This is a genomic window from Lysinibacillus sp. BS3 (genome assembly GCF_039614735.1).
GTDB classification, from domain to species: Bacteria; Bacillota; Bacilli; order Bacillales_A; family Planococcaceae; genus Lysinibacillus; species Lysinibacillus capsici.
In genome coordinates, this window is record NZ_CP154860.1 from 1,750,930 (window position 1) to 1,776,387 (window position 25,458).

At 37.8% G+C, this 25,458-nt stretch carries 26 protein-coding genes; 4 read left to right on the forward strand and 22 right to left on the reverse strand.

The genetic code is table 11. The annotated features are described in order from the left end of the window. Positions 1-50: 50 nt before the first annotated feature. The 17 genes from AAJG31_RS08975 to AAJG31_RS09055 all read right to left on the reverse strand — a co-directional run bounded on the left by AAJG31_RS08975 (position 51) and on the right by AAJG31_RS09055 (position 17,277). Entirely contained in the window at positions 51-779 is a 729-nt protein-coding gene (locus AAJG31_RS08975; protein WP_048394654.1) for a DUF881 domain-containing protein, read from the reverse strand. After that, the gene (locus AAJG31_RS08980) at positions 757-1,590 is read right to left on the reverse strand and encodes a cell division protein FtsQ/DivIB (protein WP_048394656.1); all 834 of its coding nucleotides are present in this window, start codon (positions 1,588-1,590) and stop codon (positions 757-759) included. The genes AAJG31_RS08975 and AAJG31_RS08980 overlap by 23 nt, the downstream gene beginning before the upstream one ends. Positions 1,591-1,611: 21 nt before the next feature. Further along, on the reverse strand, positions 1,612-2,691 hold the full coding sequence (ftsW, locus tag AAJG31_RS08985) for a putative lipid II flippase FtsW (protein WP_048394659.1): 1,080 nt from the start codon (positions 2,689-2,691) through the stop codon (positions 1,612-1,614). A gap of 40 nt (positions 2,692-2,731) precedes the next feature. Then, positions 2,732-4,081 (reverse strand): UDP-N-acetylmuramoyl-L-alanine--D-glutamate ligase, encoded by a 1,350-nt coding sequence (gene murD, locus AAJG31_RS08990; RefSeq protein WP_048394660.1) that lies wholly within the window; start codon positions 4,079-4,081, stop codon positions 2,732-2,734. Beyond that, positions 4,081-5,052, reverse strand: a complete 972-nt coding sequence (mraY, locus tag AAJG31_RS08995) for a phospho-N-acetylmuramoyl-pentapeptide-transferase (protein WP_048394663.1) — start codon at positions 5,050-5,052, stop codon at positions 4,081-4,083. Before mraY ends, murD begins: the two co-directional genes overlap by 1 nt. Before the next feature lie 125 nt (positions 5,053-5,177). Beyond that, entirely contained in the window at positions 5,178-7,094 is a 1,917-nt protein-coding gene (locus AAJG31_RS09000; protein WP_279494092.1) for a stage V sporulation protein D, read from the reverse strand. A gap of 57 nt (positions 7,095-7,151) precedes the next feature. Beyond that, positions 7,152-9,374 carry a penicillin-binding protein gene (locus AAJG31_RS09005; protein WP_048394667.1) on the reverse strand — a complete coding sequence of 741 codons (2,223 nt, stop codon included), beginning with the start codon at positions 9,372-9,374 and terminating at the stop codon, positions 7,152-7,154. Continuing rightward, complete coding sequence (ftsL, locus tag AAJG31_RS09010; protein WP_004224836.1) at positions 9,371-9,742, reverse strand: cell division protein FtsL; 372 nt, start codon at positions 9,740-9,742, stop codon at positions 9,371-9,373. Before ftsL ends, AAJG31_RS09005 begins: the two co-directional genes overlap by 4 nt. Then, a complete protein-coding gene (gene rsmH, locus AAJG31_RS09015; RefSeq protein WP_048394669.1) occupies positions 9,743-10,693 on the reverse strand; it encodes a 16S rRNA (cytosine(1402)-N(4))-methyltransferase RsmH in 951 nt (316 codons plus the stop codon). It lies immediately after the preceding gene. Between the two features lie 62 nt (positions 10,694-10,755). Beyond that, a complete protein-coding gene (mraZ, locus tag AAJG31_RS09020) occupies positions 10,756-11,187 on the reverse strand; it encodes a division/cell wall cluster transcriptional repressor MraZ (protein ID WP_004224832.1) in 432 nt (143 codons plus the stop codon). 254 nt (positions 11,188-11,441) lie between these two features. Further along, the gene (gene bshC / locus AAJG31_RS09025) at positions 11,442-13,058 is read right to left on the reverse strand and encodes a bacillithiol biosynthesis cysteine-adding enzyme BshC (protein ID WP_054549857.1); all 1,617 of its coding nucleotides are present in this window, start codon (positions 13,056-13,058) and stop codon (positions 11,442-11,444) included. A gap of 396 nt (positions 13,059-13,454) precedes the next feature. Next, positions 13,455-13,850 (reverse strand): DUF3397 domain-containing protein, encoded by a 396-nt coding sequence (locus AAJG31_RS09030; RefSeq protein ID WP_048394673.1) that lies wholly within the window; start codon positions 13,848-13,850, stop codon positions 13,455-13,457. Then, positions 13,847-14,749, reverse strand: a complete 903-nt coding sequence (locus tag AAJG31_RS09035; RefSeq protein ID WP_279494091.1) for a 2-dehydropantoate 2-reductase — start codon at positions 14,747-14,749, stop codon at positions 13,847-13,849. Before AAJG31_RS09035 ends, AAJG31_RS09030 begins: the two co-directional genes overlap by 4 nt. Before the next feature lie 376 nt (positions 14,750-15,125). Further along, positions 15,126-15,503, reverse strand: a complete 378-nt coding sequence (locus AAJG31_RS09040) for a transcriptional regulator (protein WP_004224822.1) — start codon at positions 15,501-15,503, stop codon at positions 15,126-15,128. Positions 15,504-15,614: 111 nt separating this feature from the next. Further along, complete coding sequence (locus AAJG31_RS09045) at positions 15,615-16,382, reverse strand: enoyl-CoA hydratase/isomerase family protein (protein WP_221679716.1); 768 nt, start codon at positions 16,380-16,382, stop codon at positions 15,615-15,617. Positions 16,383-16,545: 163 nt separating this feature from the next. Further along, entirely contained in the window at positions 16,546-16,719 is a 174-nt protein-coding gene (gene rpmF, locus AAJG31_RS09050) for a 50S ribosomal protein L32 (protein ID WP_004224819.1), read from the reverse strand. 24 nt (positions 16,720-16,743) lie between these two features. Further along, positions 16,744-17,277, reverse strand: a complete 534-nt coding sequence (locus AAJG31_RS09055) for a YceD family protein (RefSeq protein ID WP_004224818.1) — start codon at positions 17,275-17,277, stop codon at positions 16,744-16,746. A gap of 167 nt (positions 17,278-17,444) precedes the next feature. Between AAJG31_RS09055 and AAJG31_RS09060 the strand changes: the two genes are divergently transcribed. After that, positions 17,445-18,656 (forward strand): nucleotidyltransferase, encoded by a 1,212-nt coding sequence (locus AAJG31_RS09060; RefSeq protein WP_259950993.1) that lies wholly within the window; start codon positions 17,445-17,447, stop codon positions 18,654-18,656. Between the two features lie 44 nt (positions 18,657-18,700). Here AAJG31_RS09060 and AAJG31_RS09065 read toward each other — a convergent pair whose 3' ends face one another. Continuing rightward, positions 18,701-19,747 carry a SepM family pheromone-processing serine protease gene (locus tag AAJG31_RS09065; protein ID WP_048394679.1) on the reverse strand — a complete coding sequence of 349 codons (1,047 nt, stop codon included), beginning with the start codon at positions 19,745-19,747 and terminating at the stop codon, positions 18,701-18,703. A gap of 118 nt (positions 19,748-19,865) precedes the next feature. On the opposite strand from AAJG31_RS09065, the gene AAJG31_RS09070 reads away from it, so the two are divergent. Continuing rightward, the gene (locus tag AAJG31_RS09070) at positions 19,866-20,765 is read left to right on the forward strand and encodes a hypothetical protein (RefSeq protein ID WP_231595723.1); all 900 of its coding nucleotides are present in this window, start codon (positions 19,866-19,868) and stop codon (positions 20,763-20,765) included. A gap of 59 nt (positions 20,766-20,824) precedes the next feature. Here the strand turns inward: AAJG31_RS09070 and coaD are convergent, their stop codons facing one another. The 3 genes from coaD to AAJG31_RS09085 all read right to left on the reverse strand — a co-directional run bounded on the left by coaD (position 20,825) and on the right by AAJG31_RS09085 (position 23,377). After that, on the reverse strand, positions 20,825-21,316 hold the full coding sequence (coaD, locus tag AAJG31_RS09075; protein ID WP_004224812.1) for a pantetheine-phosphate adenylyltransferase: 492 nt from the start codon (positions 21,314-21,316) through the stop codon (positions 20,825-20,827). Position 21,317: 1 nt separating this feature from the next. Further along, a complete protein-coding gene (gene rsmD / locus AAJG31_RS09080; protein ID WP_048394681.1) occupies positions 21,318-21,884 on the reverse strand; it encodes a 16S rRNA (guanine(966)-N(2))-methyltransferase RsmD in 567 nt (188 codons plus the stop codon). A gap of 71 nt (positions 21,885-21,955) precedes the next feature. Beyond that, the gene (locus tag AAJG31_RS09085) at positions 21,956-23,377 is read right to left on the reverse strand and encodes a hypothetical protein (RefSeq protein ID WP_048394682.1); all 1,422 of its coding nucleotides are present in this window, start codon (positions 23,375-23,377) and stop codon (positions 21,956-21,958) included. Between the two features lie 56 nt (positions 23,378-23,433). Here AAJG31_RS09085 and AAJG31_RS09090 point away from each other — a divergent pair, with 56 nt between their 5' ends. Next, a complete protein-coding gene (locus AAJG31_RS09090; RefSeq protein ID WP_036077099.1) occupies positions 23,434-23,823 on the forward strand; it encodes a hypothetical protein in 390 nt (129 codons plus the stop codon). A gap of 2 nt (positions 23,824-23,825) precedes the next feature. Here AAJG31_RS09090 and AAJG31_RS09095 read toward each other — a convergent pair whose 3' ends face one another. Further along, complete coding sequence (locus AAJG31_RS09095; RefSeq protein WP_004224806.1) at positions 23,826-24,098, reverse strand: YlbG family protein; 273 nt, start codon at positions 24,096-24,098, stop codon at positions 23,826-23,828. Between the two features lie 400 nt (positions 24,099-24,498). Between AAJG31_RS09095 and AAJG31_RS09100 the strand changes: the two genes are divergently transcribed. After that, entirely contained in the window at positions 24,499-25,410 is a 912-nt protein-coding gene (locus tag AAJG31_RS09100; RefSeq protein WP_048394685.1) for a glycerophosphodiester phosphodiesterase, read from the forward strand. Positions 25,411-25,458: the final 48 nt, after the last annotated feature.

Consider the following 25,458-nt stretch of genomic DNA (forward strand, 5'->3'; position numbering starts at 1 on the left):
ATATAACTGAAGGCTAAATTAAACATGAAGTTTAAAGTATAGAACTTGTCCTAACTTTCTATTTTTACTTTTGGCATGGTAAGCTTCTGATTTTCTTCAAGTGACACAACAATATTGTCATTTAATAATTGATCCACCACGCCCCCGTTTAAGTTTAAAGAAGCTATTAATGTATCTGAATCACCAACCGCTTCGATTACAAACGGAGCTGGATGTTGTGTACCATCAATTGTTATTACTGGGCCATTACAGCGAATATAAGAACTCGCTAATACACGTTGTCCATTAATAGCAATAGCTTGCGCGCCTGAAATTTTTAGTTCATTTAACAATTTAAATACATGACTTTCATGGACAATATAGTCATTTGGATTTAAGGATTTTGGATCATAGTCTCCATCTTGAAGGGTTATGCGTATGCCCTTCCCCTCACTCTTTAGTTCACCGAGTAAAAGCCGTAAATCTTCTGCTTGCTCAACAAGCTTCTTGTAGTCCTTTTCGTTTGAAGCAAAGGATTTTTCATACTTCCGAATTTGTTCTTGTAAATGATTTAGTTCTTCCGTAAGTTCTTTATTGCGCTCTTGTTGCGTGATTAGCTCCTCACGATAAGAATCTTCTTGCTCAAAAAGCTCAGAATTAATAGTGCCTGCTTCTCGATTATCTTTCGCCTGGTTGTATGAATAGCCGATGATAAATCCTGTTGTTACACAAACAATTAGTAATTCGAATTGTTTTCTAGTAAAAAAACTACCTTTGCTATTCGTCTTCTTGTTGTTCATCTTCTGTCACTTCCTGGTTAACCATTTCACCATCTGCATTTACTTCCATGTCAATACTAATCTTGTTGTATTCCTCGTTAAAAGGACGATAGTATGAACCGACCTCTAAATCAATCACACCTTTTTCTAAGTTAGCAATTTGTGCGACGATAGAGGGGTAGTAATTTAACTTTTCCGCTAGTGTCTGAATAACAGCACGTACTTCGTAGCCATCATTCATATAAAGCTTTACTGCATTTGGATTTGCTTCATTACTATTCGTGTTAACCTGAGAAATTAAAGCTAATACTTCGGGCTTTAATTGTGCTAGCTGTTCAACAAGCTTATTAATTGTCTTTTCACCAGTTATCCCGATAAAAACAGGTGCATCAATGGGTGTATCATTTCCCGTTTGTTCAAAGCGCTTGCCGTTTTCTAGCAAAGGATAATAAGTCCCATCCCCAGCTAAGTACGCAACTTTTTTCCATTCTTTAATATCAATTGTTACGCCTTGTAACCAGTTACGGTTAACCTGTACTTCTTTTACCCATTTATCCTTTAATAAAATCTGTTCAATATCTTCCACTTTGAAACTCCACATTGATTTTCCTGGCGCAAGAGTACTTGCCTCCAAATAATATTGGTCATTCGCTAGCTTCGCACCATTGACAGTGATTTTATTGATGTTACTGTATGGAGATTGAAAATAAAGGAGTACTGCTAACACAATAAAGAAAAGTAATATTAGCACTATAAATTTCCGGTTTGTACGCTTTTTTCGTCGCTTTTTTAGCGTAGGTATGCGTTCTTCTATATCAATTACTTTCTCCATAAAAGTACTCCTCCTTTATATTTATTTCGCTAATTGATAAATAATACCTATTATTAACCACATTGTTACTAAAGATGTTCCACCATAGCTAATAAAAGGTAATGTAACACCCGTTACTGGCACTAAACCTATTACTACGGCTATATTTAGAAAAGCCTGCACCATAAGCATTGTGACTAGCCCGATAATCGCATAATAGGACGTTCGGTTTTTAGCCTGTACAGCAAATCTATAGCCTGCATAGATCGTTAGTACAAAAAGCACTAAAATAACGAGGCCACCAATCAATCCGACTTCTTCTAAAATAATGGCGTAAATAAAATCATTTTGAGGCTCTGGTAAATACAGAAACTTTTGTCGGCTTTGTCCAAAGCCATGCCCAAAAATCCCTGCTGGACCGATAGCCATTAAAGATTGCACCGCTTGGAACCCACTAACCAAGGGATCAGCCCATGGATCAAGAAATGCTTCTATACGCTTTAGACGATATGGCGCTGTCGCTATGAGACCTACTAATCCAGCGACACCAGCTAGCATAATCATGGCGTATAATTTTAGAGGATAGCCAGCGACAAAAAACAATAAAAACACAGATACAACGAGAATAAATACTGAGCCAAAATCCGGCTGCAACATGATAAGAACAACAGGAAGTAACAGGATAAAACCATGTCGCCAGTTAACAACAGGAGTGCCCGTTTTATGTTGGGCTAATATATGGCTCAAGTACACAATGACGGTAATTTTCGTTAGCTCTGCCGGCTGTATTGTTAATGGACCTACACCAATCCAGCTTTGCGAACCATTTCGCACTAATCCTATACCAGGAATCAGGACGAGAACGAGTAAAATTAACGAAAATATATAGGCCATTTTCCAAAAGGACTGCTCTCTCAAAATATTTAATCGAATCGTGATTAAAAATACGACAATGGCTACCACAAAGTATACGCTTTGCTTCATATAAAACGGCATTTTTCCACTATAATGAACGGCACTCCAATAGGTACCTGCAGAATAGACGAAAATAATGCCGATTATTGATAGCATCAAAGTTGTGACGAGCAATAAGTAGCTTTCTTTACCTCTCAGTAATGCCATCCTTCCAAGTCAAGTATATTCTAAAATAGTTACAGGCTCATTACAGCTTCATTACAGCATCAATAAAAACATCTCCACGTATTTCAAAGCTGTCATATTGATCCCAACTTGCACATGCTGGAGATAGTAAAATAACATCTCCTTCTGCAGACATCGGTGCTGCATATTGAACAGCGTCTTCTACATTTTGAGCAATGACGGTATGTTGGACACCACACGATTTTGCAAATTCTACAAATCGTAAGCCAGTTTCTCCAAACGCAACAACACCCTTTACATGACTCATACAAGGGCGAAGCTCTTCGAAAGAATGTCCACGATCTAAGCCACCTGCGAGTAAAATGACAGGAGCTTGGAAAGCATCTAAAGCACTCTTTGTCGCTAAGCAATTGGTTGCCTTAGAGTCGTTGTAAATCTTACGACCGTTCCATTCACGTACGAATTGTGTACGGTGTCTAACTCCACCAAATGTCGCTAAAACCTCTTCCATCTTCTCTTTGTCACAGCCAACTAAAATACAGGCTGCCACGGCTGCTAGGATATTTTCTAAATTATGCTTACCAGGCAAGGCAATGTTCGCGCGATCCATGTATGGTTCACCTTGCCAATAAATTGTTGTATCATCTGCACTAATCCCATTTGCAGTACGCCCCTTCGAACTGAAGGGAATCTTCTGTGCATGAGATTGTGCTGCATATCCAACCACTATCGGTTGGTCGGCATTATAAATAAAATAATCACTGTCATCTTGATTACGAGTTACGCCAAACTTCGCTTCAGCATAGTTATTAAATGTTCCATGATAGTCTAGATGCGCATCATAAAGATTCGTCAAAATAGCAATTTTAGGCTTAAACGTTTTAATCCCCATCAATTGGAAAGAAGACAATTCTGTTACAATGATGTCATCTTGATTAGCTTCTTTTGCGACGCCACAAGCAACTGTCCCAATATTTCCAGCAATTAAAGGATTTTTACTTCCGTTACTTAACATGTCGAATATTAAAGTTGTCGTCGTTGTTTTGCCATTTGAGCCTGTTATACCAATAAATGGTGCATCACTAATTAAAAAAGCTAGCTCAATCTCTGTCCAGACTGGAATCTCTCGACTAAGGGCATCAGCCACAATTCGATTGCTATAAGGTATACCTGGATTTTTTACCACTAATTCAAAGCCTTCATCAAGTAAATCTTCGGGATGGCGACCACAGATAACTGTAATCCCCTTCTGTAAGAGCCCTTGTGCATCTGGACTTTCATCAAATGGTTTTGAATCATTTACTGTTACAAATGCACCAAGCTCATGTAAAATTTCAGCAGCGGCCACACCACTTTTTGCTAGACCTAATACAAGTACTTTTTTATGTTGTAAATCTGTATAGTTTTTCATTAGAACGCCTCCGATAAGACTGCAATTAATGCTACTGCTAAGGCAGTTGACCAGAAGACAAGCACTACTTTCCATTCTGACCAACCCGATAATTCAAAATGATGATGAATAGGGCTCATTTTAAAAATACGCTTTTTTCGCAGCTTAAAGCTACCTACCTGCAAAATAACGGAAAGTGTTTCGATCACAAACACTAAGCCAACTAGTAAAAGCAAGAATTCTTCTTTTACTAAGACAGATACCATAGCTAATGCTCCACCTAATGCTAATGACCCCGTATCCCCCATAAATACCTTTGCAGGATTTGCATTAAATAATAAAAAGCCTAATAAAGCACCTGTTACAGCAAACGAAAATAGTGCAATATCTGCCTGACTTTGGAATAGCGCAATAACACCAAATGCTGCAAAGGCAATGGAGGCAGTACCCGCCACTAGCCCGTCTAGTCCATCTGTCAAATTCACTGCATTGGAGAAGCCTACTAACCAAAAAATTAAAAAGGCTACATAGAATACATCTAGATCAATAGTCCACTCCGTAAATGGAATAGCTAACGTTGTATCAAACGATCCTACATGTAGAAGGAAATACGCAAGAATAGCAATAACAATTTGACCAATCAATTTTTGAAGAGAGGTTAAACCTAAATTTCTTTTAAATACAACCTTTAAACCATCATCTAATAAACCTATTAAGCCGAATCCTGCTAATACTAATAAAAGTACTACGGTCTGTGTCGTTAATAAATCTAAAAAGCTACCTACACCAACAGTTGTTACGAGGATGGATATTAAGAAAATGATTCCCCCCATTGTTGGTGTACCAGCTTTTTTCATATGTGATTTTGGTCCCTCTTCTCGAATACTTTGCCCAAACTTTAGACGACGAAGAAGTGGAATACTAATTGGTGCCAGGATAACTGTTACTATAAAAGCAAGAGCTAAAATGGTAAGTGTTGTTGCGAGTTTCATTGAAAAATCTCCTTTAAATCTTGTTTCACTTTCTTCTTTAAGAAAAAAGCATTAACTTTCATTTTATTATTACTACCCTTCATAATAATAGTGGTTCTTTCCCATTTTTTAAAGGTAAAGTTATTTTAGTTCTCCAAATATAAATGAATGGTACCATCTTGTTTGATAACACTATCCACTTCAGGTAATTGATTACCAATTTTAGTCCCTTCTCCATGCCATTCAATACGGAATGGATAAAATTGCTTGGCAATATCACCCTTTGTTTGACCAATAAAATTCGGTACCTTCACAGTAATTGGGTCACCATAACGATAATCCTTTTCCAGTTGTTCCTTCGATTTTTCAATACCTACAAAAGGCGCAACATCCTCAATAATTTGCCCCACTATAGGTGCTGCTACAACACCACCAAACTGGGTTGTCTTTTTCGGATTGTCAACAGCTACATAGACAACAATTTGCGGATTGTCTGCTGGTGCAAAGCCAATAAAGGATACGATGTATTCTCCACTTTTATAACGGCCATTTTCAACTTTTTGCGCTGTTCCAGTTTTACCACCAATTCGCAGTCCATCTCGAAAGGCTTGTCGACCTGAACCATTCGCTACTACTGATTCCAAAGCACCTCGAACCTTAGCAGAGGTTTCTTCACGAATTACCTGATTTTTAACAACTGGTTGCGTTTCTTGTATGACTTCACCTGTATTTGGATTAAATACCTTTTTCACAACATATGGCGTATAAAGCTTGCCTCCATTTATGGCAGCAGCTACTGCTTGAACTTGTTGAATAGGTGTCACGGCTACCCCTTGCCCAAATGAAGTGGTGGCCTGCTCAACAGGACCAAAGGCATCCTTGGAAAATAAAATACCCGATGCTTCACCAGCTATATTAGACCCTGTCTTTTTTCCAAAACCAAAGTCTTTAATATATTGTAGTAATCGCTCATTGCCTAGACGCTGACCTAATTCTATAAAGCCTGGGTTACAGGAGTTCTCAACCACCTCTAAAAAGGTTTCATGCCCATGTCCTTCACGTTTCCAACAGCGAAGCTTTGCTCCCGCCACCATCGTATAACCTGGATCATAAAAGGTTTCATGCTCCAAATCCACTAAGTTTTCTTCCAACGCAGCACTAAGGGTAATAATTTTAAAAGTAGAACCGGGCTCATACGTCATCCATACAGGTAAATTTCGATTGTAGATGGCTGGCTCTACTAATTGATATTCCGCTGGGTGGAAAGTAGGATAAGAGGCTAATGCCAAAATTTCGCCAGTGTTTGGATTCATCGCAATCGCTAGTGCTTGGTCAGCTTCATAGCGCTTCATTGCTTGCGATATTTCGCGCTCTACGACTTGCTGTACATCAACGTCAATTGTTAGCTCAATCGTAGCACCATCTTCTCCTGCTTTCCAAGCACTTGAAACATTAGGCAAATTATTACCTTTTGCATCTGTAAAGAGACGGATAGCAGAAGAATTAGCCTGCAGAAATTTATCATATTCATATTCAATCCCAGCTAATCCTTGGGCATCATACCCCGTAAAACCTAAAAATCGAGATAATAGCGTGCCATAAGGATAATCCCTAGAATAATCAACACCACTATACAATCCTTCAATTTGCATGCCTTGTAATTCTACTGCTTTTTCATAAGGTATATTTTTGCCTTCAGGTGCTAGTTTCACTAAGTACGCTTTTTTTTGCATTTTCTCTAATAGCTTCGCTTTATCCACTTCTAGAACCTGGGCAATTTTTTCAGCAGCTCCTTCAATATCATCACTTTGTGAAGGCATGAAATATAAAGTAGGCGATAGCTTATTAGTTACAATACTCTCTCCATCTCGATCTGTTATATGCCCTCGTTCATTAGCAAATGGAATTTCCCTGTCCCAGTTCTCCTCTGCCTTAGTAGTCAATTCTTTTTGATCTAACACTTGCAAAAAGAACAACCTAACAACAATTGCCACTGCTACACACATAAACAACACATATAAAATACGTAAACGCTTTTTAGAATGGATAGAAATCCACTTCATTCGACATCACACCTTGTTTTTTACAACGTATGAAATAAAGTGGACTTCTATTCAGTATTATTCATCCTCTACTTCTTCAACTTCACCCTCAGAGGCAGCTTCAACGTCTTGTACAAAGCTTTCAGCAGGTGTTTTGAGCTTAACAACAATCGGGGAACTATCAGTGATGACGGTTCCAGCTGAAACGCTTTGACTTGCTACAAAACCTTCGCCGAATATTTCCATCTCTAGTCCAGTCATAGATTTGAAGACTAGTAAATTACGTAATGACCAATTCGTAAAGTCAGGCAATGTTACCTCGCCATCTGTCTTTAAAAATACAAAACTACCTTTTACCAGCTTTTGAGTGTTCGTTGGATATTGTTCAATAATTTTACCACCACTACCAACAACAATTGGTTGTAAACCATCATTGGCTAATTCTACTTCAACCGCTTCAGCACTTTGACCTGTAAAGTCCTGAATACTGACTTTATTGACATGTTGAACATCGTCTGGGTTGATATTAAGGTGCTTTAAGCTATTTAACATAACTGGATTAAAGACTTTTGATACTGGTACAGATCCAAGCTCATTGTTCAGCTTAGGTTTTTTCACTGAGACATATACAATTAGCTGTGGATCATCTACAGGAGCCAAACCTAAAAATGAATAAAGGTATTGGTTTGAAAGATATCCACCACTAGCTTTCGGAATTTGGGCAGTCCCCGTTTTCCCTGCAACCTCATAATCCTCCAATATAAAATCCTTCGCTGTCCCATGTTTTGATGTTAATGTTGAAGCTAGGATTTCTCGTACTTGTTTCGCTGTATCAGCTTTAATCGGCTGTCCTTTTTCAACTGGCTCATGATTTTGAATAATTTTCCCTGTAGAAGAATCAACAATACGGTCGATAACATACGGTTGCATCATCTTGCCATCATTCGCAATAGCAGTCATCGCTTGGATTAACTGAATAGGTGTTACTGTTGAACCTTGGCCGTAAGTTGTTGTTACTCGTTGAATAGGGTACTTCGATAAAATAGTACCTGCTGCTTCATTCGGTAAATCAATTCCCGTTTTATGCCCAAAACCAAAGCGATCCAGATAATCAATAAATACGTCATCGCCAATCTTAGTTAATAAATGGGCCATACCAGTATTGGCAGAGCGTTGAAAACCTTCTAAATAAGTGATTGGACCCCAACCATATCTATTGTGATCTCGAATCGTACGGTCAAATACTGTATATGAACCTGACATAAACCAATCATTCGGTGTCCATTTTCCCGTATCGATAGCTGAAGCAAGCGTGAAAGTTTTCATCGTCGAGCCAGGCTCAATTGTCTCCTCAATCACCTCATTCAGCCACTTCATATTTTGACTTTCACGTGTTTCTGGGTTAAATGTAGGACGCTGTGACATTGCTAAAATCTTTCCAGTCTTCGGATCTGCTACTACCGCGGTCATGGACTCAGGATTATATTCCTGTTCAACCTTTGTCATTGCTTCCTCTAAGAAGCTTTGGATTGTTTTATCAAGTGTTAAATAAATGTCGTCCCCATTTTTTGCAGGTGTAATCATTTTCTCACTGTTTGGAAGCAAATAGCGGAAAGCATCTGTCTCATATTCCACCTTGCCATTAACGCCTGTTAATTCTTTATCATACGTATATTCTAGACCCATTTCTCCCTTGGTTGTAACCGTGCCATCTTCATTATCTTTTTTGAGAGCATAGCCAATTAAATGAGAGGCAAATACACCATTTGGATAATACCGTTTTAAGTCACTCACAAAGAGAATTCCTGGTAATTTTTCTTCCTTTATTTTACTCATGACCTCGTGACTAATGCCACGGCCTGCGCTACCAAACTCAACTTGATATAAAGGTTCACCATCACTTCTATATCGATTGTTCAATTTTTTAACAATCTCGTCTTCCTTTTCCTTCATCGCTGGAATATATTTCGCTAGTACTTTTGCCGTTTTCTCCGAATCCACTACATGTCGAGGATTCTTTGGATCTGTTGTAGCCTTTTCGCTTACAATGGCAATCATGCGATAACTCAATGTATCCTCTGCAATTACTTGTCCATTTTGATCATAAATTTTCCCACGATTAGCTGTAATTACACTTTCCTTACCATACTTAGCTGCTGCTCTCGCTGCAAGCTCTTGTCCTTCCACTTCACCTGTAGCCTGTAATGTCACCATTCTTGTGAATAATAGAAAAAAGAGCCCTCCATAAAAAATTAATAATAGAAAGGCTCCCCATTGGAATCGAAATCTCTTTTTTTTCATTCTCCCGGCACTACCTTTACATTTTTCTCATTTTGAGTTAAACCGAGTTCTTTGGCTTTTTTCCATATGTTTTCGTATGTAGAAAGTTCACTTACACGAACCGTTAAGTCAACATTCTGTTTCGCAATCTCTTCTGCTTCTGATTCGATTTTTTGAATGTCTATACTTGTTGTTTGAATCGCTGCTTGTTTATTTAATACAAGAATTCCTAGTACAGCAATAATGCCAATTAAAACAATTAGCATTGTCTTTTCAAACTTCTGGTTCGTTTTTTTACGACGTATGATAGTGGGTTGTGGACTAGGTGGTGTTATCGGTTGTTGCACTTGTTGATGTTGGTGCTGTTGCCTTACACGAACTGCTGCCATTTACTCACGCCCTTTGTCGTTAATTTTCTCCACCACTCTAAGCTTCGCTGAACGCGCACGATTATTAACTGCCAATTCTTCATCAGAAGGAATAATAGGCTTTCGTGTAATAAGCTTTAAAGTTGGCTTCATGTCATCAGGAATTACAGGTAAATTTGGCGGTAATTCCGGTAATGATGACGCTTCCTTAAAGATTGTCTTGCATAGGCGGTCCTCCAATGAATGGAACGTAATGACACTAATGCGCCCCCCTACGTTAATCATATCAATCGCATCGACTAATGAATCCTCTGCTGCGCCTAGCTCATCATTAACAGCAATTCTTATTGCTTGGAAAATGCGCTTTGCCGGATGTCCACCTTTTCGGCGTGCCGCTGCTGGAATACCCTCTTTAATTAATTCTACAAGTTGACCAGTTGTTTCAATCGGTGCTGTTTTTCGAGCCTCTTCAATTTTACGGGCAACTTGTTTAGAAAACTTTTCTTCTCCATAACGGAAAAATATACGAACAAGATCTTCGTATGCCCATTGATTAACAACATCTGATGCTGTCAGTGTTGCAGTTTGATCCATACGCATATCAAGTGGTGCATCGTGGTGATAACTAAAGCCTCTCTCAGGTGTATCTAATTGTGGAGAAGATACGCCTAAGTCATATAAAATACCATCAACCTGCTTAATGCCATGAGCTAATAGTTCTTCTTTTAAGTAACGGAAATTCGAATGGATAAATGTAACACGCTCTATATAAGGTGCTAATCGAATTTTCGCATTTTCAATAGCCGTCATATCTTGATCAAAACAAATTAAGCGGCCTTTATCTGATAATTGTTGTACTAGATATTCACTGTGTCCCGCACCACCTAGTGTACAGTCCACATATACACCATCAGGATCTATGTTCAACCCATCAACAGTTTCTTTTAATAACACGGTTGTATGATCGAACATACCACTCGCTCCTCTCAGGCCTTAACCTCATTCAACTATCACGTTGTAATGCCTATTACAAGTTAAAAATCAAAGCCAATCATATTTTCTGCAATTTCATTAAAAGATTGTTCAGATTCACTAAAGTAAGCTTCCCAAGCATCCTTAGCCCAAATCTCGATTCGATTTGAAACACCCAACACCACACATTCTTTTACTAGATGCGCATGCTGCATAAGGGTAGCTGGGATGTTGATACGCCCCTGCTTGTCTATCTCTACCTCTGTTGCTCCAGAAAAGAAAAACCTCGCAAATGCTCGTGTATCTTTTTTGGTCATTGGTAAACCTTTTAATTTCTCTTCGAGTTTTCGCCATTCATTCATAGGATAGCCAAATAGACAGTTATCGAGACCTCTTGTGACAACAAACGTTTCGCCTAAAGCTTCACGAAATTTTGCCGGTACGATTAATCGCCCTTTCGCATCAACGGAGTGTTGATATTCTCCCATGAACATACTACTCACCCCACTTTATTAAATAATGTACCACATCCCCCCACTTTCCTCCACTTTTTTTAAAAAAAACTTGACATTTTATCACTTAATATGCAATTAGACCTTTAGGAATTTTTTTGACATGTGCTAAATGATACAAAAAAAGAGCCACCCCTGGTAGGATAGCTCTTTAAATACTATTTATCTCGACATTATTCATCAAATTCACAGGATATCAAATTACTACTTAGGTAAAAAGTATCTGTTTATTAATTTTATAAATAAAGTAAATAGTGGTGTTTACCGATGCTATAATTTTGCTTTAGCATTTCAGTAATTAACATAGGTCCAAACTCATTGAAATATTGATACGGATTAAAGGATCTCTCTTGGAAACCATCATTCGGATATAATTCATTTTGCAATGTCATAAATTTACGAATCGTCGTTTCATGCTTACCTAATACAGTTTGTTCAATTTTTTGCTGTAGATAGTCAAATTGCTTCGCATGATTTTCTTGATTTTTCTCAAGAATCTTATCTAATTGCAGATGCTGTTTCTCTAAATAGGAGGCTAGCTCTTCATATTTTTCTACTAACAACTGCTGCATAGCTTGAATTTGGCGTTTGGCTTCACTGTCCTGTACATCTGCAATAAAACGTTCTTTCAGGTGTAATGCTTTCCCTTCCCATACGTCAGTAACAGTTAGTTGATGCTCGCGTAATAATTGCTCTACATGACGAGTGACAATAGTTATATGTAGGCGCGGAGCAAAAATCGGCATTTGTAAATCTAACACTGAAAATGCATTTTTCAGTGTCGCCCAATAAGCTAGCTCTCCTGGACCTCCAACAAACGCTAATACTGGCAATGTCATCTCCTGCATCAACGGGCGAGTTACTACGTTATTACTTAAACGTTCAGGATGATTATGCGCCACTTCTAATAGCTCTTCTTGTGTAAATTTAAGGTTTGCCGCTAAATTAACAAACAGATCATTTTTTCTTTCTAAAAGATGTCGCTCCCCATCTTCTACGTAAAATAAATTGGCTGCTTCATATGTTGCTAAAATAGGCTTACCATAGCCAGCACGTTCAAGCTCTTGCTCCTTTTCCGTTACTACTCTAGCAATTTCTTCATTGGATTGAATGATTTGAGCAAAATATTTATGTTCAAATTGACGGAATTCAAAGTTAGCGGCATCGATTAATAATAAGCCTTCCTCTTTGAATAATTGATTCATTAGACAGGCAAAGAAATCTGTAAATGTTTCACTATTGTTCAATGCGTCAATTAATTGCTTAATCAGTGTTTCTGTATACTCTGTTTCTCCAATATCACGAATAATAGTATTAATTAATTGCGTCATCGACTCTTTGTTGAGGGCTGTTGCAGAAGCCATCGTTTTACGTCTAGAGCGCTCCCCATAAGCTCTTTTTTTCAGCAATTCCCCATGTACCGTATAGGTGTGATTGATTTCTTCTAAGTCATGATCTTCTCCAGCTATCCAGAAAACAGGAATAACAGGCTGTTGAAGCTTCGTACTTTGCTCTTTCGCTAATGCAATAACTGAAATAGCTTTATGAACGGAGTAAAGAGGGCCTGTTAAGATACCTGCTTGTTGTCCACCAACTATTACCATAGCTCCTTGCTCTAGTTGTTCTAAATGTTCATTCGCTTTTTTGGATAACCCCAGCGGCTCCATAAATTGACGGATGATTGTTGTTAACTCTTTTTGATCACGGGAATTTCGCGCTAAATGCTCCGCTCTTTTCTCAAAAGCTTGATCATTGTATTCATACTCAAAAAATTGATGAATGGCAGTATTTGGCGACCAGTAATCTGCTAGTACATGATTTTTTATAGGTACTTGGATTGACTCCAGTTTCATTTAACATAAACTCCTCTACTCACTAAATCATTTCCTTACTCATAACAAGAAATTGAATTTCATTCATACTATGCACATGAGGCTTTCAATGTTGCCTTCACATTCAAATTGCTCAAAAAAATCCGCGGCATCTATTAGCGGCTTTTAGGCAACAATGTTGCAGCAGTCATTTCGATTTAAAGCCATCGTTCTTCCTCGAGAAGGATTTTCTATACCTAACTTTGCTTTCGGTACAAAAAAACATGCGCTGGTTCACTTCCTCATATCACTGAACTACGCTTCTAGTTACGAAGGTTTATGAATGCAATCCATATTCTCATCCCCATAGAATGATTTTTATAACTATTTTAATGCTATTATTTTAACGCTTAAAGCTTCAACATGAAAAGAAAATGCTTAGACAACCTGTAAATATTCCATAATGGATTGGATAACACCCACGATACATATCACTAGATAAGCTGTACTAAGTATTAAGAATAAAAAACGCCAAATTTTCTTTAATAACGGCTTTACTTCTATTTCCTTTTTAGTCCGCCAATCAATATATGTAAAAATCATGGCCATCATTATCGCGAGGATCACTAAAAGCGCCCCAACATTCACACGCCAAAGCACACCGATAGCTAACGGAACAGAAAAAAACAAGCACAATGTTGTAACATCAGAGGCTGCTCCAAAAGCATGTGTGCCTCGAATTTTAACTTTCCTGCCAACCAGATAAACAATTACGAAAAGAACAATTGGACAAAAAATAATGATACTAATAACTATATGTAAAAGGTCTTTCAACTTCTTTCACCGCTCTCCTCTATTGCAAGCACTTGATGATATAAAGTACGCAAAGTAGGTAAATTATGACCGTTTGCTAAAGCTTTATTTAGAATGACACCAACAATTGTTTCGATTTCACTTTTTCTCCCCTGCAGACGATCCGCTAGCATAGATGAAGTATTGTTGGCTGTTTTCCTACATAAGTCTATCACATCAATAAAAGATATGGTGTGTTCAATATCTTCAAAAGCTTCCGTAAGCTCTCGATAAATATTTTCTAGCAGTAAAAATGCTTGTTGATTAGTCACTAACTCTCCGTTCTTTACTTGCAATACAGCTGTCAATGGATTAATTAAGCTATTAAGTACCGCTTTTGCAAAAAGCATTTGCTCTGCATTACTAGCCAATTCAATAGGAAATAAGGAACGTTGTAATTGCAGTAGCTGTTGAAAAGCCTGGTGTTCTCCTCGTTCTATTGCTATTTTAAATAGCCCTACTCCTCTATGTTGAACCGTTGAATGGTCCAACAATTGAGCTCCAAAGGTCACTGAACCAAAGGCGATATTTTTTTGTGGCAAGAGTAGTGCCTCCTCAAAATGCGCTAAGCCGTTTTGCATAAAAAGCAACGGCATTTCACTTGAGAATAAGGCTAATTGATTGTAGAGCTTTTGCAAATGTCCGTATTTAACAGCAATCACTAGTAAATCTTGCTTTGGTAGATTAGCCAAATCTGTAGTAGCAACAATCCTTTGCACAGTTTTAGTCCCATCAACGTTGATACGTGTTAACTTCTTGGCATTTAGTTCAATTACTTGTTCCTGCCTTCTGGCAACCAACGTTACTGGTACACCAGACTCCGCTAAAAAACTTGCTGTTAATTGACCAACTGCCCCTGCTCCAATTATCGCTACTTTCATTGTCTACACCCTTTCCATCTTTACTGATCAATGTTCCTCGATGTCACCACATCCATATTATTCCAAAATACTCAAAACACTCTGTGATACTTTGAAGCAACACAATACTATTCACACCATCAAAAAGGGTGAGCACTTTTTGGCGTGCCTCCTATAACAGCAGACTTTAAAACCCCCATCTGATGCTTCACCTCTGAATAGTATACTTTCATAAAACTATAAGAATAAGGTGCCTTAGAATACATCTAAGGCACCTTTTACGCAGGTTCTTTTATTATACAGGATAGACTGATTATTGACGATATACAGAAAGGGTTTTATGTCCATAAAAGAAAAGCAATGTAATTCATGTTCCAAAAACCACGTAATCATAATTTTAATCTTTCATTAATGAATAACCTTGCTGAAGCCATTTCACTAGCTTCTCATGCTCATTTTGCAATTCCCGATGCTTCATTTCAAGCGTTTGATAAGCCTCCGTTAATTCGTCAAAACTTGTCAACGCTAATTTCAAATGACTTCGCATAGATTGTTGGGGCTGATTTCGCACAGCTAGTAGTGACTGACTATATTGACCACGCAATGTTTTATTCCATCGGAAGCCACACGCTTGTTTTGTACGACCTAGTTCTATGGCCGCCATTTCAAAGGCCTCTAGCTGTGTTTTGCCATTTTGCACATTATGCAATACGATTTCTGCTAGTCTTTCATCATCTTCCTTTGTCCATTGATCTTTTCTTTTTTTCAATTCCATAATCTATCACCCTCGCATTTTTTACTACTATATGCAAAAGCAAGCAAAATAGAATCATTGCATGAAAAAAGACAGTGATGATGTTTTTACTCTCAACACTGTCTTTATACATTACTTATTATTCTTCTTTGTCAAGAAATTATTAACCGCTTGATGGTGCGCTTCACTTTCCCACAACTTTGCACAGGTACGAACTTCTTCCATCACACGCTCATACATATTTCGTTCACGCCACTTTCTAAGCTCAATCTCCTTATAAGCTTTATGAACAGAAGGATGAATTTTTCGCATATGTTCAATAAAATCGTTCAAGGCATCTTCTTTTGAGCCTTCAAAAACACGCATAGCCCATCCTATCTCATATAATAATTGCGCAGGGTAAGGCTTCGCATCCACGAGCATCTTCATCGCACGATCATGACGCAAACCTCGTTCAAATAAATATGTACCACCACCCCAGCCACTTGTAATGGCTAGTGTTCCTTGGATAAATCCACATTTCGCATGGCTAGCCACTAAACGAAAATCACAAGCTGTTGCAATCTCACAGCCCCCTCCAACAGCAGTACCATTTATAAGTGCTATAGTTGGTACAGGAAGCGTAGCAAGGTCATATAATATTTTCCCCATCTTACTTAACATACCAAATGCCTCATCCTCTGTTTCCAAAGAATGAAACTCAGATAAATCCCCTCCTGAGCAAAACGATTTATCGCCAGCACCAGTCACTACTAAGAAACGCACATCTTCATGCCCACGAATATATGTAATGACTTCTTGAAGACCGTTCATCACCTCATCATTGACAGCATTCCGTTTCTCTTCACGGTTAATGGTAAACGTCATAATGCCATCATGATTGCCAATCGTATAAGACATATTACTACCCCCTTTGTCACAATGAATAAATTGTATCACACAATTATTTCACTATTGTAAAGAATTTCATAATCAACGAAATATTCCGTCTTTTTAAGCAAACAAAAAGGCTAGTAAAGAGCCATGGTCTCTCTACTAGCCTTTTAAGTGAGCAAACACTGTATTATTTGCTTACTACTTCTTTACCTTTGTATTGTCCGCAAGCTTTGCAAACACGGTGTGATAATTTAGCCTCACCACAGTTAGGGCAAGTTACCATACCAGGTACAGATAATTTGAAATGCGTACGACGCTTTCTTTTTGCAGTTTTAGAAGTTCTTCTAAATGGTACAGCCATTGATGGCACCTCCTTACAGATCGTCTATTCGTCTGTTTGATCAAAATACTTAGCTAAAGCAGCTAGTCTTGGATCCACTTTTTGTTCGTCAGCTTTTTTGTGTAGCTCTACGTCTTCATCTGTTGCATAAGACCAATTTTTACCACCATGCACTTGTCCTTCAGAATCTTCCTTGAACACTTGCATTGGTACCTCAAGCAAAACTAATTCCTCAAGAACCGGTTTCATGTCGATGACTTCACCGTCAATATAGTGAATGTCTCCGTCATCGTCTCCTCGTTTATCTTCGTCAATCCAGCTAAAAATTTCAACTGTCTCAACTTCAATTGGAAACTCAACATCCTCCCATGTGCGAGCACATGGTAGTGTTAACGTTGCTGTCACAGTTAACTGACATGTCATTTGCGATGCACCAAAAGTACATAGCCCTTTTACATGAACGGGCGAAATTGCTCGAATATCCTGGTTTCGCTCCATCACTTCATCCAGCTGGACAAAGGCATCGATTGGCATCCCGTTTTGGCGGTATTTAGATAATTGATGAATTGACCATTTCATTCGTTTAATCACCTCGAGACAACACTGTTGATTATATAATGTGTAAAAATAGATGTCAAGATAATTTCTTGTCACCACTTTAAAACCCACCTATAATTATATACTATGAGAAGTGTATTTACTCCTAACAGTTTAAAATAAAGACACAAATTATAAGGGGGAGAAGCATGCAAGCAGTTGGAATTGTTGTTGAATATAATCCTTTTCACAACGGACATGCTTATCATTTAGAACAGGCTAAAAAAGCAGCACAGGCAGATCTCGTAATCGCTGTTATGAGCGGCACATTTTTACAACGTGGAGAACCTGCCATGGTAGATAAATGGACACGTACTAAAATGGCACTTTCTGGCGGTGTAGATATTGTTATTGAACTGCCTTATGTCTATAGTACAGCACCTGCTACAGATTTCGCAAAAGGAGCCATTTCCTTATTAAGTGCTGTTGGTTGCAACTCTTTTGCCTTTGGAAGTGAAGACGGCTCTATACAGCCCTTTCTAAACACTTTCGAGCTGATTGACAGCCACCGTGCAGAATATGACCTGTTCATTAAAGACAGCCTTAAAACAGGTGCCAGCTACCCAAAAAGCCTACATTACGCCTATGAACAGCTTTCTCAGATGTACCCTGCTCCATACATCGATCTTGCACAACCAAATAATATATTGGGCTTTCATTATCTTGAAGCAGCGAGGGCACTTAACAGCAACATTAAACCATTAACAATTCCTCGCGTTGCAGCAGGATATCATGATGCATTAAAGGAAGATGCATCGATCGCCAGTGCCACTGGCATACGTAAAGCCCTTGCCTCTACAAATTCTTTACAAAGTGTACAAAATGTTGTTCCTACAGCTACTTTTGATTATTTAACAGACTGGCATACAAAGTATAACCAATTTGCAAGCTGGGAAACATTTTGGCCGTTATTACAGTTCACCATTATAAGACATACCCCTTCAGAACTTACTCGTTATGCAGAAGTAACAGAGGGCATAGAAAACGCAATTGTAAAAGCAGCCAAAAACAGCTCTACATTTTATAGCTTTATGGAAAAAATAAAATCTAAGCGTTATACTTGGACCCGCCTTCAACGGATGATAACACATATCTATACAGGGTTTACCAAAAAGCAGCTTCAAAGTTTTAACGCGCCCTCTTTTATTCGGCTATTGGGTATGAGTTCGACAGGACAAGCTTATTTAGGTCAGCAAAAAAAGAATATAGAATTACCCTTAATCAGTCGAGTTGCAGCTACAAATGATGCGATGTTAGCTATCGATATACATTCAGCAGAGCTTTATAATTTAAGTATCGAGCAAGGAACAAAGGATTTTACGCTGCCGAAGGATTATCAAACACCACCTATTCGTTGCTAAAGACATCAAAAGGGATGCTAAAGTCCTTTTAGCATCCCTTTATATTATTTTGGTTGAAGTTGCTTTAAATAATTGATAGCATCGTCAACGCTCTTCACTGGAACGATTTTCATTTTTGTTTTAATCTCTTTGGCCGTTTTGACAGCCGTTGCATAATTCGATTCTAGCTCTGGGTACTTCGCTTTCATTTCTTGAGAGATTTCATCATCTGGTGCAAAAAAGATTTCCATGCCGTCACGATCAGCGGCAATAACCTTATAGTCTATTCCACCAATTCTTCCAACAGATCCATCTATTAGCATTTCACCTGTTCCAGCAATTGCATAGCCTTTTGTTAAATCTTCATCAAGTAATTGGTCTAATATTTCAAGTGTAAACATCAGTCCAGCAGAAGGTCCCCCTATATCCTCTGTTTTCATCGTCACTTTCGGATTAGTTTCAATCGATTTGCTTTCAGTATAAGAAATACCTAAACCCGCTCTATGTTCTTGGGCGTTAGGAATTTCCTGTAGTGTAATAGTCTCCTGGTGTTGTTCTTCATTACGTATAAATTGAATGGTTACCTTATCGCCAAGCTGCTTAGGTTTTAATAGATCCACAAGCATTTGCTGGCTAGTTATTCTTTGTCCATCAACCTCGACAATTTCATCACCCGCTTTTAAAATACCGTCCGAAGCTCCTCCGTCTAAAACGTTTAATATGAATACACCATTAAAAAGTACCTTTGTCTCTAGCCCTGCTCTTTGGAAGGCTACATATTTGGCATTAAATTGTGAATCAGACATTAACTTTAACTGTCGAATATTATATTCCTCATCATCCTCTAAAGGATTTCGTACTTGTTCAATATCCATTAGCTTTTGATATTTTTGAACTTTCGCCCACAAATACGAAAATGGTGTGGCTTGCTGCATAGCAACTGTCATTAAACTTAAAGACCCCTCACTATCTGCCTCTTTACTATCCACAGTAACAAATTTACTGACATCATAGGCACTGCCAGGTTTCATAATATACGCGTCTAGTCGGTATAACATCATAAAACAAATCACGACTATCAACACTGCATAAATACTAATTTTTTTCTTCACTTGAAAACACCTCCTAGGACGCTTGCAAAACCATACGTTCATGTTTTTGCCTTTCTCACATATATTGATTTTAGCATTTGCCTATGTGAATGACAAAAAGTTGAAACGAGATGATAACATGTTTGCTACAATTCAAATAGTGCTCTGCGTAATTCTAATTCTCTTACTCTTGTTATTCCCACAAACCGCTCACAGTGGTACTGATTTAGGCTTAAATCTTTTCATGGAAGCACTTTTTCCGTACTTATTGCCGTATCTTGTGTTAACACAATGGCTTCTGCGTTTAACAGCCCCTATGCGTACCAAAACAAAAAGGGCTTCTTTATACGTACAAGCCTATATTATTAGTGCTCTTGGAGGCTATCCAACTGGTGCAACCACTATTGTTTATTTGAAAAATAGTGGTCAATTACACCCTAAAGAGGCAAATTTCTTGCTAGCTGTTTGTCATGCACCTAGTCCACTTTTTGTATTAGGTTTTGTAAGCCTTGATTTACTACACAGTAATACGTTTGGATGGTTGTTTTTATGTTTACTACATACGTTTAATATTTGTTGCCTAGTAACTGGCTACTTTTTCTTTCGCAAAACTGATTCACCTAATATCTCCGTACACAACACACCACTCTATAGTGCTCCATTTTCGGAAAGTATTAAAGAAACAGCCCCAACCATTCTACTAGTTGGTACAACCATCATCTTTTTCACAACGATTCAAACCATTGTACAACAAGGCTTAGATCAGCTGATACCAAAGCTTCCCTATACGATTGAGCTTTCCATAGCAGCTGTTCTGGAGGTAACGAACGGTCTTAAAATGACAGTTACAGCATTTCCAGATCTTCCTTATATCCATTTACTTGTTGTGATTTTGTTAACGATGCAAAGTATAAGTATTCACTTACAAATTTTTGTTATCGCCAAATCTGCAAAACTTTCTGTACGACCTTATATTAAATTCCGCCTCCTTAGCATAATCATTGTACCAACTATTTATGCTCTATTTTTTCTAAAATAACAATCGCTCTAAATATCAAAAAAGAGGATGTCATCGTTCTTTTGACATCCTCTGCATCCTTATTGTGTAAAACCATATTTTTCTTTTAAAGCCTTTACGACACATGTAGGGACTAGCTCGTTAACATCACTACCGTATTTCGCAACCTCTTTTACTATACTAGAACTTAGGAATGAATATTGATTTTTCGTCATGATGAAAAATGTTTCGATTGTTTCATCAAGGAAACGGTTCATAGATGTAATTTGCATCTCATATTCAAAATCTGAAACTGCTCGTAAGCCACGAACAATTGCCTTCGCCTTTTTTTCCTTAGCATAATCAATCAATAAGCCTGAAGAACTCTCTATACGAACATTAGGTAAGGTTTTTGTCACTTCAGCCATCAAAGCCATACGTTCCTCTACAGAAAACAAAGGATTCTTTGCTGAATTGTTTAATACTGCTACATATACGATATCAAACACATCAGCCGCACGTTTAATTATATCTAAATGGCCGAATGTTACAGGGTCAAAACTTCCAGGAACTACAGCAATTTTTTCAGACAACTTATTCTCCCTCTTCCTCTGTACAGCGATAAACAGAAATAATTGTTCCGCCATAGGTTTCTTGTCTTGTTAAAACAAACTCCCCAAAATTTTGAGGTAATCCTATCTCTTTTGCATGTTCACATAAAATAATACCATCTTGTTGTATTTTACGGTTATCGACCAAAATCTGTACGAGGTCATAATATTCCTGCTGATGGTAAGGTGGATCTAAAAAAACGAGTTTAAATGTAATATCACGCTTTAATAGCGCTTTCACAGCGCGCTTTGCATCTATACGAAAAAGCTCTGTATATTCTTCATAACGGCATTTTTTTATATTTTCTTGTAGCACCTGGAATGCTTTAGGATCTTTCTCAATAAAAATAGCACGTTCTGCTCCTCTACTTAATGATTCAATCCCCAAGCCACCGCTTCCAGCAAACAGATCTAACGCTAAACCTCCATCAAAAAATGGCCCAATTATATTAAAAATGGACTCCTTTACTTTGTCAGTTGTAGGCCTTGTCGTATTTCCTGCTATTGCTTTAAGCGGCATTCCTTTGCGCTCTCCTGCTACAACTCTCATATCAGCATCTCACCGTACTTTCGTCTATATAAAGTATTTTGCAGCGAAAGGTTGGCCCTCCGCTGCAAAAGTTATTGTTGCTCTTGTTTTAATACTTGAATACGCTCATCCTTTTTTTGTAGTTCAACTAGGAATAATCGTTGTAACCAAGCTTCTTCTACATAATAATGATCAGCAATCTTAATGATTGGTTCAGAGATAGTCGAATACCTACGCTGGTTGAATACATAAAATCCAGGCTCTTTAGGGAAACGGAATGTACGATGCTCACTATTTACATAATAGCCATTCTTTCCTTCCGCAGCTGAGTAGCCGAGGTAAGGCAATAATGTATCTGCCGTATACAATACCTGTCCCTCATAGAGAATAACATGAACATCTTCCTTCAATGTATCATCCACATAGACATCACGTGCATCCTCAAATAAAAGTGGATAGGTTCCATTTTGCTGAGCTGCATTTAATGTAAAATAAGATGTCTTGGCATCTAATACCTGTGATAAGTACTTGTCCATTGTATCTGGTGAAATCGATTCATCTCCAAGCTTTTTCAATGTTTCCTGCCAAGCTTGTTGTTGAGCATCCGTCATGTAATCATTTAATGTCTTGATGATTTTCTTTGTTTTTTCTCCACCAATTGGATCGCTTATTAAATAGGATGCCACAACCTCAGGCAACCATTCTGGGGAATCTACAAAATTATATTGTGATTTGATTTGTGATAAAATTACTTCTTGCTCTACAGCTTGTGCAGTAAGTGTTGGTAAAAATAACAATCTTTCGTCATGAACTGCTACTGGACTTTTTTCTTGAATAATTGCAATATGCTCATCACTTAGAAGCTGTAAATTTTTTAATGACTTTAGAAAATCATTAGGGACTTCTTGCTGGGCATAAATTGATAACACCGGTGTCTGTTCTTGCGCTTTAAGCTCCCCGGCTTGCCAATATAAATCTTGAACAGTACCGTTTCCTCTAAACATGGTGTAATTGACAAGTACAAGTTGTTGTTGACCTACTAGGGGCAAACCCGTAACCCATTGTCCTTTCACCTTACTGTCTGTAGAAATTGAAACAATTGAATACGATGCTTCACCATTTATTAGTGTAGCAAAAACATTTTGAAGGAGCATCTTATTTTTTAAGCCACCCTCAATTGGAATTATGTATGACACAGATTGTGATTTTGTCTCCCCTTTTGCAAAGTAAGAAACTTCATCTGATAAACGATCACAGCTTTTTTCATTTTCAATAAAGCAACTAGCGTTTGTTGCTTTTTCAGGCCATTTAATTTTCACCTTTTGATTTGGTAGGTTTTTAAAATGTTGACGAATATCTAAGCTATTTTCGCGATAGACAATTTCTATTTCCTGAGAATAATGAAAATCCCCTATGCCTGTTTCTAAATCAGATGAATAAGCATGGTATTGGAAAAATACCGTTCCTGTAATGATTAGTGCTAAAATAGAAAAAAAGCTTAATGCAAATTTCATGTGCTTGACCTCCCGCAGCATGATACTATGAATATTGGAAAGGATGTGCAATTATTATGCCACAACAATTTATAGAATTAGGTGAAGGCTATGGTGATGTTTACGAGCTACTCGAAATTATTAAAACCAACCAGGAACGTTTTCATCAAGCCTTTTTACTAACATCTACAAAAGAAGACAAGAAGGTGATTTCTTTAGCTGTCGCCCTTAAACCAGTCGGCGAAAGTAAGTTCATGCCTATTTATATTTGTCGAGAAGGCATCCCATACAATGAAGAACAGCCAACACAGCGACAAAAAATGTTTGAAGCACAAATAGAACAACTCGGTCGAAAAGCAGTAGTTGTAGAAATAAAGCACTCATCTATATTTTCGGAATCAAAACTATTTTATCAATACTTAATAGGTATATTAAGACTAAATAACTATATACCTGCATTAACATAAGTTTATAGACCTACTTTGTAGTCATATTCCTTTGCTTTATCTGGTTTTGCATTTTCATATTCAGTTTTTACAAAAGGACGATAAGACGCCACAACGTCTTTCACAAATGGAAGGCGTTGTAGTTTTGTTGTCATCATGTCAATATCCTCACGATCGCAGTAAAGCACTACGTATTTTTGCCTTCTAGAAATATAAAGAACATGACCATATTTCCGAAGTGACTTCGCATGTTTTAATTGATGGACGTAAACGATTAGCCCTTGTCGTTCGTTCATAGTGGATTCCCTCATTTCTTACATAAAAGAATACCATAGACCAGAAAATGATAGCAACAGAGTTTAGCTGACAGAACGCTCAATTTTCCGTTATAATGGAAAAGCATACGACGTTGAACATCGTGAAGATGAATCAGTTGTTTTAATTAAATTCAATTGTAGCATCATTACAGGAACAGAAGAATGCTGAAAGATGATCATGCCTCAAATGAACCCTTTACAAGACATTTGCACCTCCATAATGATTGTTTTTCAAATAGGATGGCAAAAATCGGCATAAAAAAATCATCATTCACTTATATAACTAATTTTAATAGTAGGCCCTGTACTTACTACTATTGATTAAACAATGAATTCACTACTACTTTTTATATGAGGATAATTGTTAAGGAGGACGAATATGGGTAAGAAAACAAAAATTGCGCTTGCAATTGCAGCAGCAAGTGCAGCAGCTTGGGCAGGCAGTAAAGCTATTTCAAAACCACAGCAACGCGAAGGTAAACAAGCATTACAATTCGAACGCCCCATAATTCTTGCACATCGTGGCGGAGCTCTTTTAGCACCAGAACATACAATGGTTGCATTTGAAAAAGCTGCACAGCTAGGTGTCGATGGCTTTGAAATCGACATTCGCCTAACAAAAGATGAGGAAATTATTGTTTTCCATGACGAGACAGTTGAACGTACAACGGATGGCTATGGTCTCATTGCAGATATGACGTTGGCAGAAATCAATGCCTTGAACCACGGCTACCAATTTGAAGATTTAGAGGGAAATTTCCCATATCGAGAGGATAAATTAAAAGTCGTAACTTTACGAGAGTTGCTTGAAGCCTATCCAAATATGTTAATCAACATTGATATCAAAGATGCTCCTGATACGTACGAAGGGAGTCTGATGCCTTCTAAACTTTGGCGCTTAATTGAAGAACTTCAAGCTGAACATCGTGTTGTTGTGACAAGCTTTTATGGTGAGCAAATAGATCGTTTTAATTTATATGCTCAAAATCAAGTAGCACTTGGTGCAGGTGAATCAGATGTCAGAAAAGCATTTGCTTCTTTCTCAAGTCAGTTTGGACATTTATATCACCCTAAAGTGGATGTTTTTCAAATCCCTCCAAAGTCAGGGGTTATTGCATTAGATTCTCCTAAATTTATTCAGTTTTTAAACAACCTCAATATTCCTGTCCACTATTGGACAATCAATGACCTAGATACGATGAAAAAATTACTCAATAATGGAGCAAAGGGCATTATTACAGATCGTCCGGATATTGCAGTTGAGTTATTACAAGTTCAAGAGTCTAAATAAGACTAGGAATGAAAGGGAAGCACACTGAACTGATGTGCTTCCCTTTCA

Coding starts and splice junctions, on each gene's coding strand:
- rpmF (WP_004224819.1), bottom strand. CDS start 16,719: ATGGCTGTACCATTTAGAAGAACTTCTAAAACTGCAAAAAGAAAGCGT.
- AAJG31_RS09085 (WP_048394682.1), bottom strand. CDS start 23,377: ATGAAATTTGCATTAAGCTTTTTTTCTATTTTAGCACTAATCATTACA.
- murD (WP_048394660.1), bottom strand. CDS start 4,081: ATGAAAAACTATACAGATTTACAACATAAAAAAGTACTTGTATTAGGT.
- AAJG31_RS09040 (WP_004224822.1), bottom strand. CDS start 15,503: ATGGAATTGAAAAAAAGAAAAGATCAATGGACAAAGGAAGATGATGAA.
- AAJG31_RS09045 (WP_221679716.1), bottom strand. CDS start 16,382: ATGTCTTATACGATTGGCAATCATGATGGCATTATGACGTTTACCATT.
- AAJG31_RS09100 (WP_048394685.1), top strand. CDS start 24,499: ATGGGTAAGAAAACAAAAATTGCGCTTGCAATTGCAGCAGCAAGTGCA.
- AAJG31_RS08975 (WP_048394654.1), bottom strand. CDS start 779: ATGAACAACAAGAAGACGAATAGCAAAGGTAGTTTTTTTACTAGAAAA.
- AAJG31_RS09070 (WP_231595723.1), top strand. CDS start 19,866: ATGTTTGCTACAATTCAAATAGTGCTCTGCGTAATTCTAATTCTCTTA.
- ftsW (WP_048394659.1), bottom strand. CDS start 2,691: ATGGCATTACTGAGAGGTAAAGAAAGCTACTTATTGCTCGTCACAACT.
- ftsL (WP_004224836.1), bottom strand. CDS start 9,742: ATGGCAGCAGTTCGTGTAAGGCAACAGCACCAACATCAACAAGTGCAA.
- rsmD (WP_048394681.1), bottom strand. CDS start 21,884: ATGAGAGTTGTAGCAGGAGAGCGCAAAGGAATGCCGCTTAAAGCAATA.
- bshC (WP_054549857.1), bottom strand. CDS start 13,058: ATGAAACTGGAGTCAATCCAAGTACCTATAAAAAATCATGTACTAGCA.
- mraY (WP_048394663.1), bottom strand. CDS start 5,052: ATGAAACTCGCAACAACACTTACCATTTTAGCTCTTGCTTTTATAGTA.
- AAJG31_RS09005 (WP_048394667.1), bottom strand. CDS start 9,374: ATGAAAAAAAAGAGATTTCGATTCCAATGGGGAGCCTTTCTATTATTA.
- rsmH (WP_048394669.1), bottom strand. CDS start 10,693: ATGTTCGATCATACAACCGTGTTATTAAAAGAAACTGTTGATGGGTTG.
- AAJG31_RS09060 (WP_259950993.1), top strand. CDS start 17,445: ATGCAAGCAGTTGGAATTGTTGTTGAATATAATCCTTTTCACAACGGA.
- AAJG31_RS09035 (WP_279494091.1), bottom strand. CDS start 14,749: ATGAAAGTAGCGATAATTGGAGCAGGGGCAGTTGGTCAATTAACAGCA.
- mraZ (WP_004224832.1), bottom strand. CDS start 11,187: ATGTTCATGGGAGAATATCAACACTCCGTTGATGCGAAAGGGCGATTA.
- AAJG31_RS08980 (WP_048394656.1), bottom strand. CDS start 1,590: ATGGAGAAAGTAATTGATATAGAAGAACGCATACCTACGCTAAAAAAG.
- AAJG31_RS09095 (WP_004224806.1), bottom strand. CDS start 24,098: ATGAACGAACGACAAGGGCTAATCGTTTACGTCCATCAATTAAAACAT.
- AAJG31_RS09090 (WP_036077099.1), top strand. CDS start 23,434: ATGCCACAACAATTTATAGAATTAGGTGAAGGCTATGGTGATGTTTAC.
- AAJG31_RS09000 (WP_279494092.1), bottom strand. CDS start 7,094: ATGAAGTGGATTTCTATCCATTCTAAAAAGCGTTTACGTATTTTATAT.
- AAJG31_RS09055 (WP_004224818.1), bottom strand. CDS start 17,277: ATGAAATGGTCAATTCATCAATTATCTAAATACCGCCAAAACGGGATG.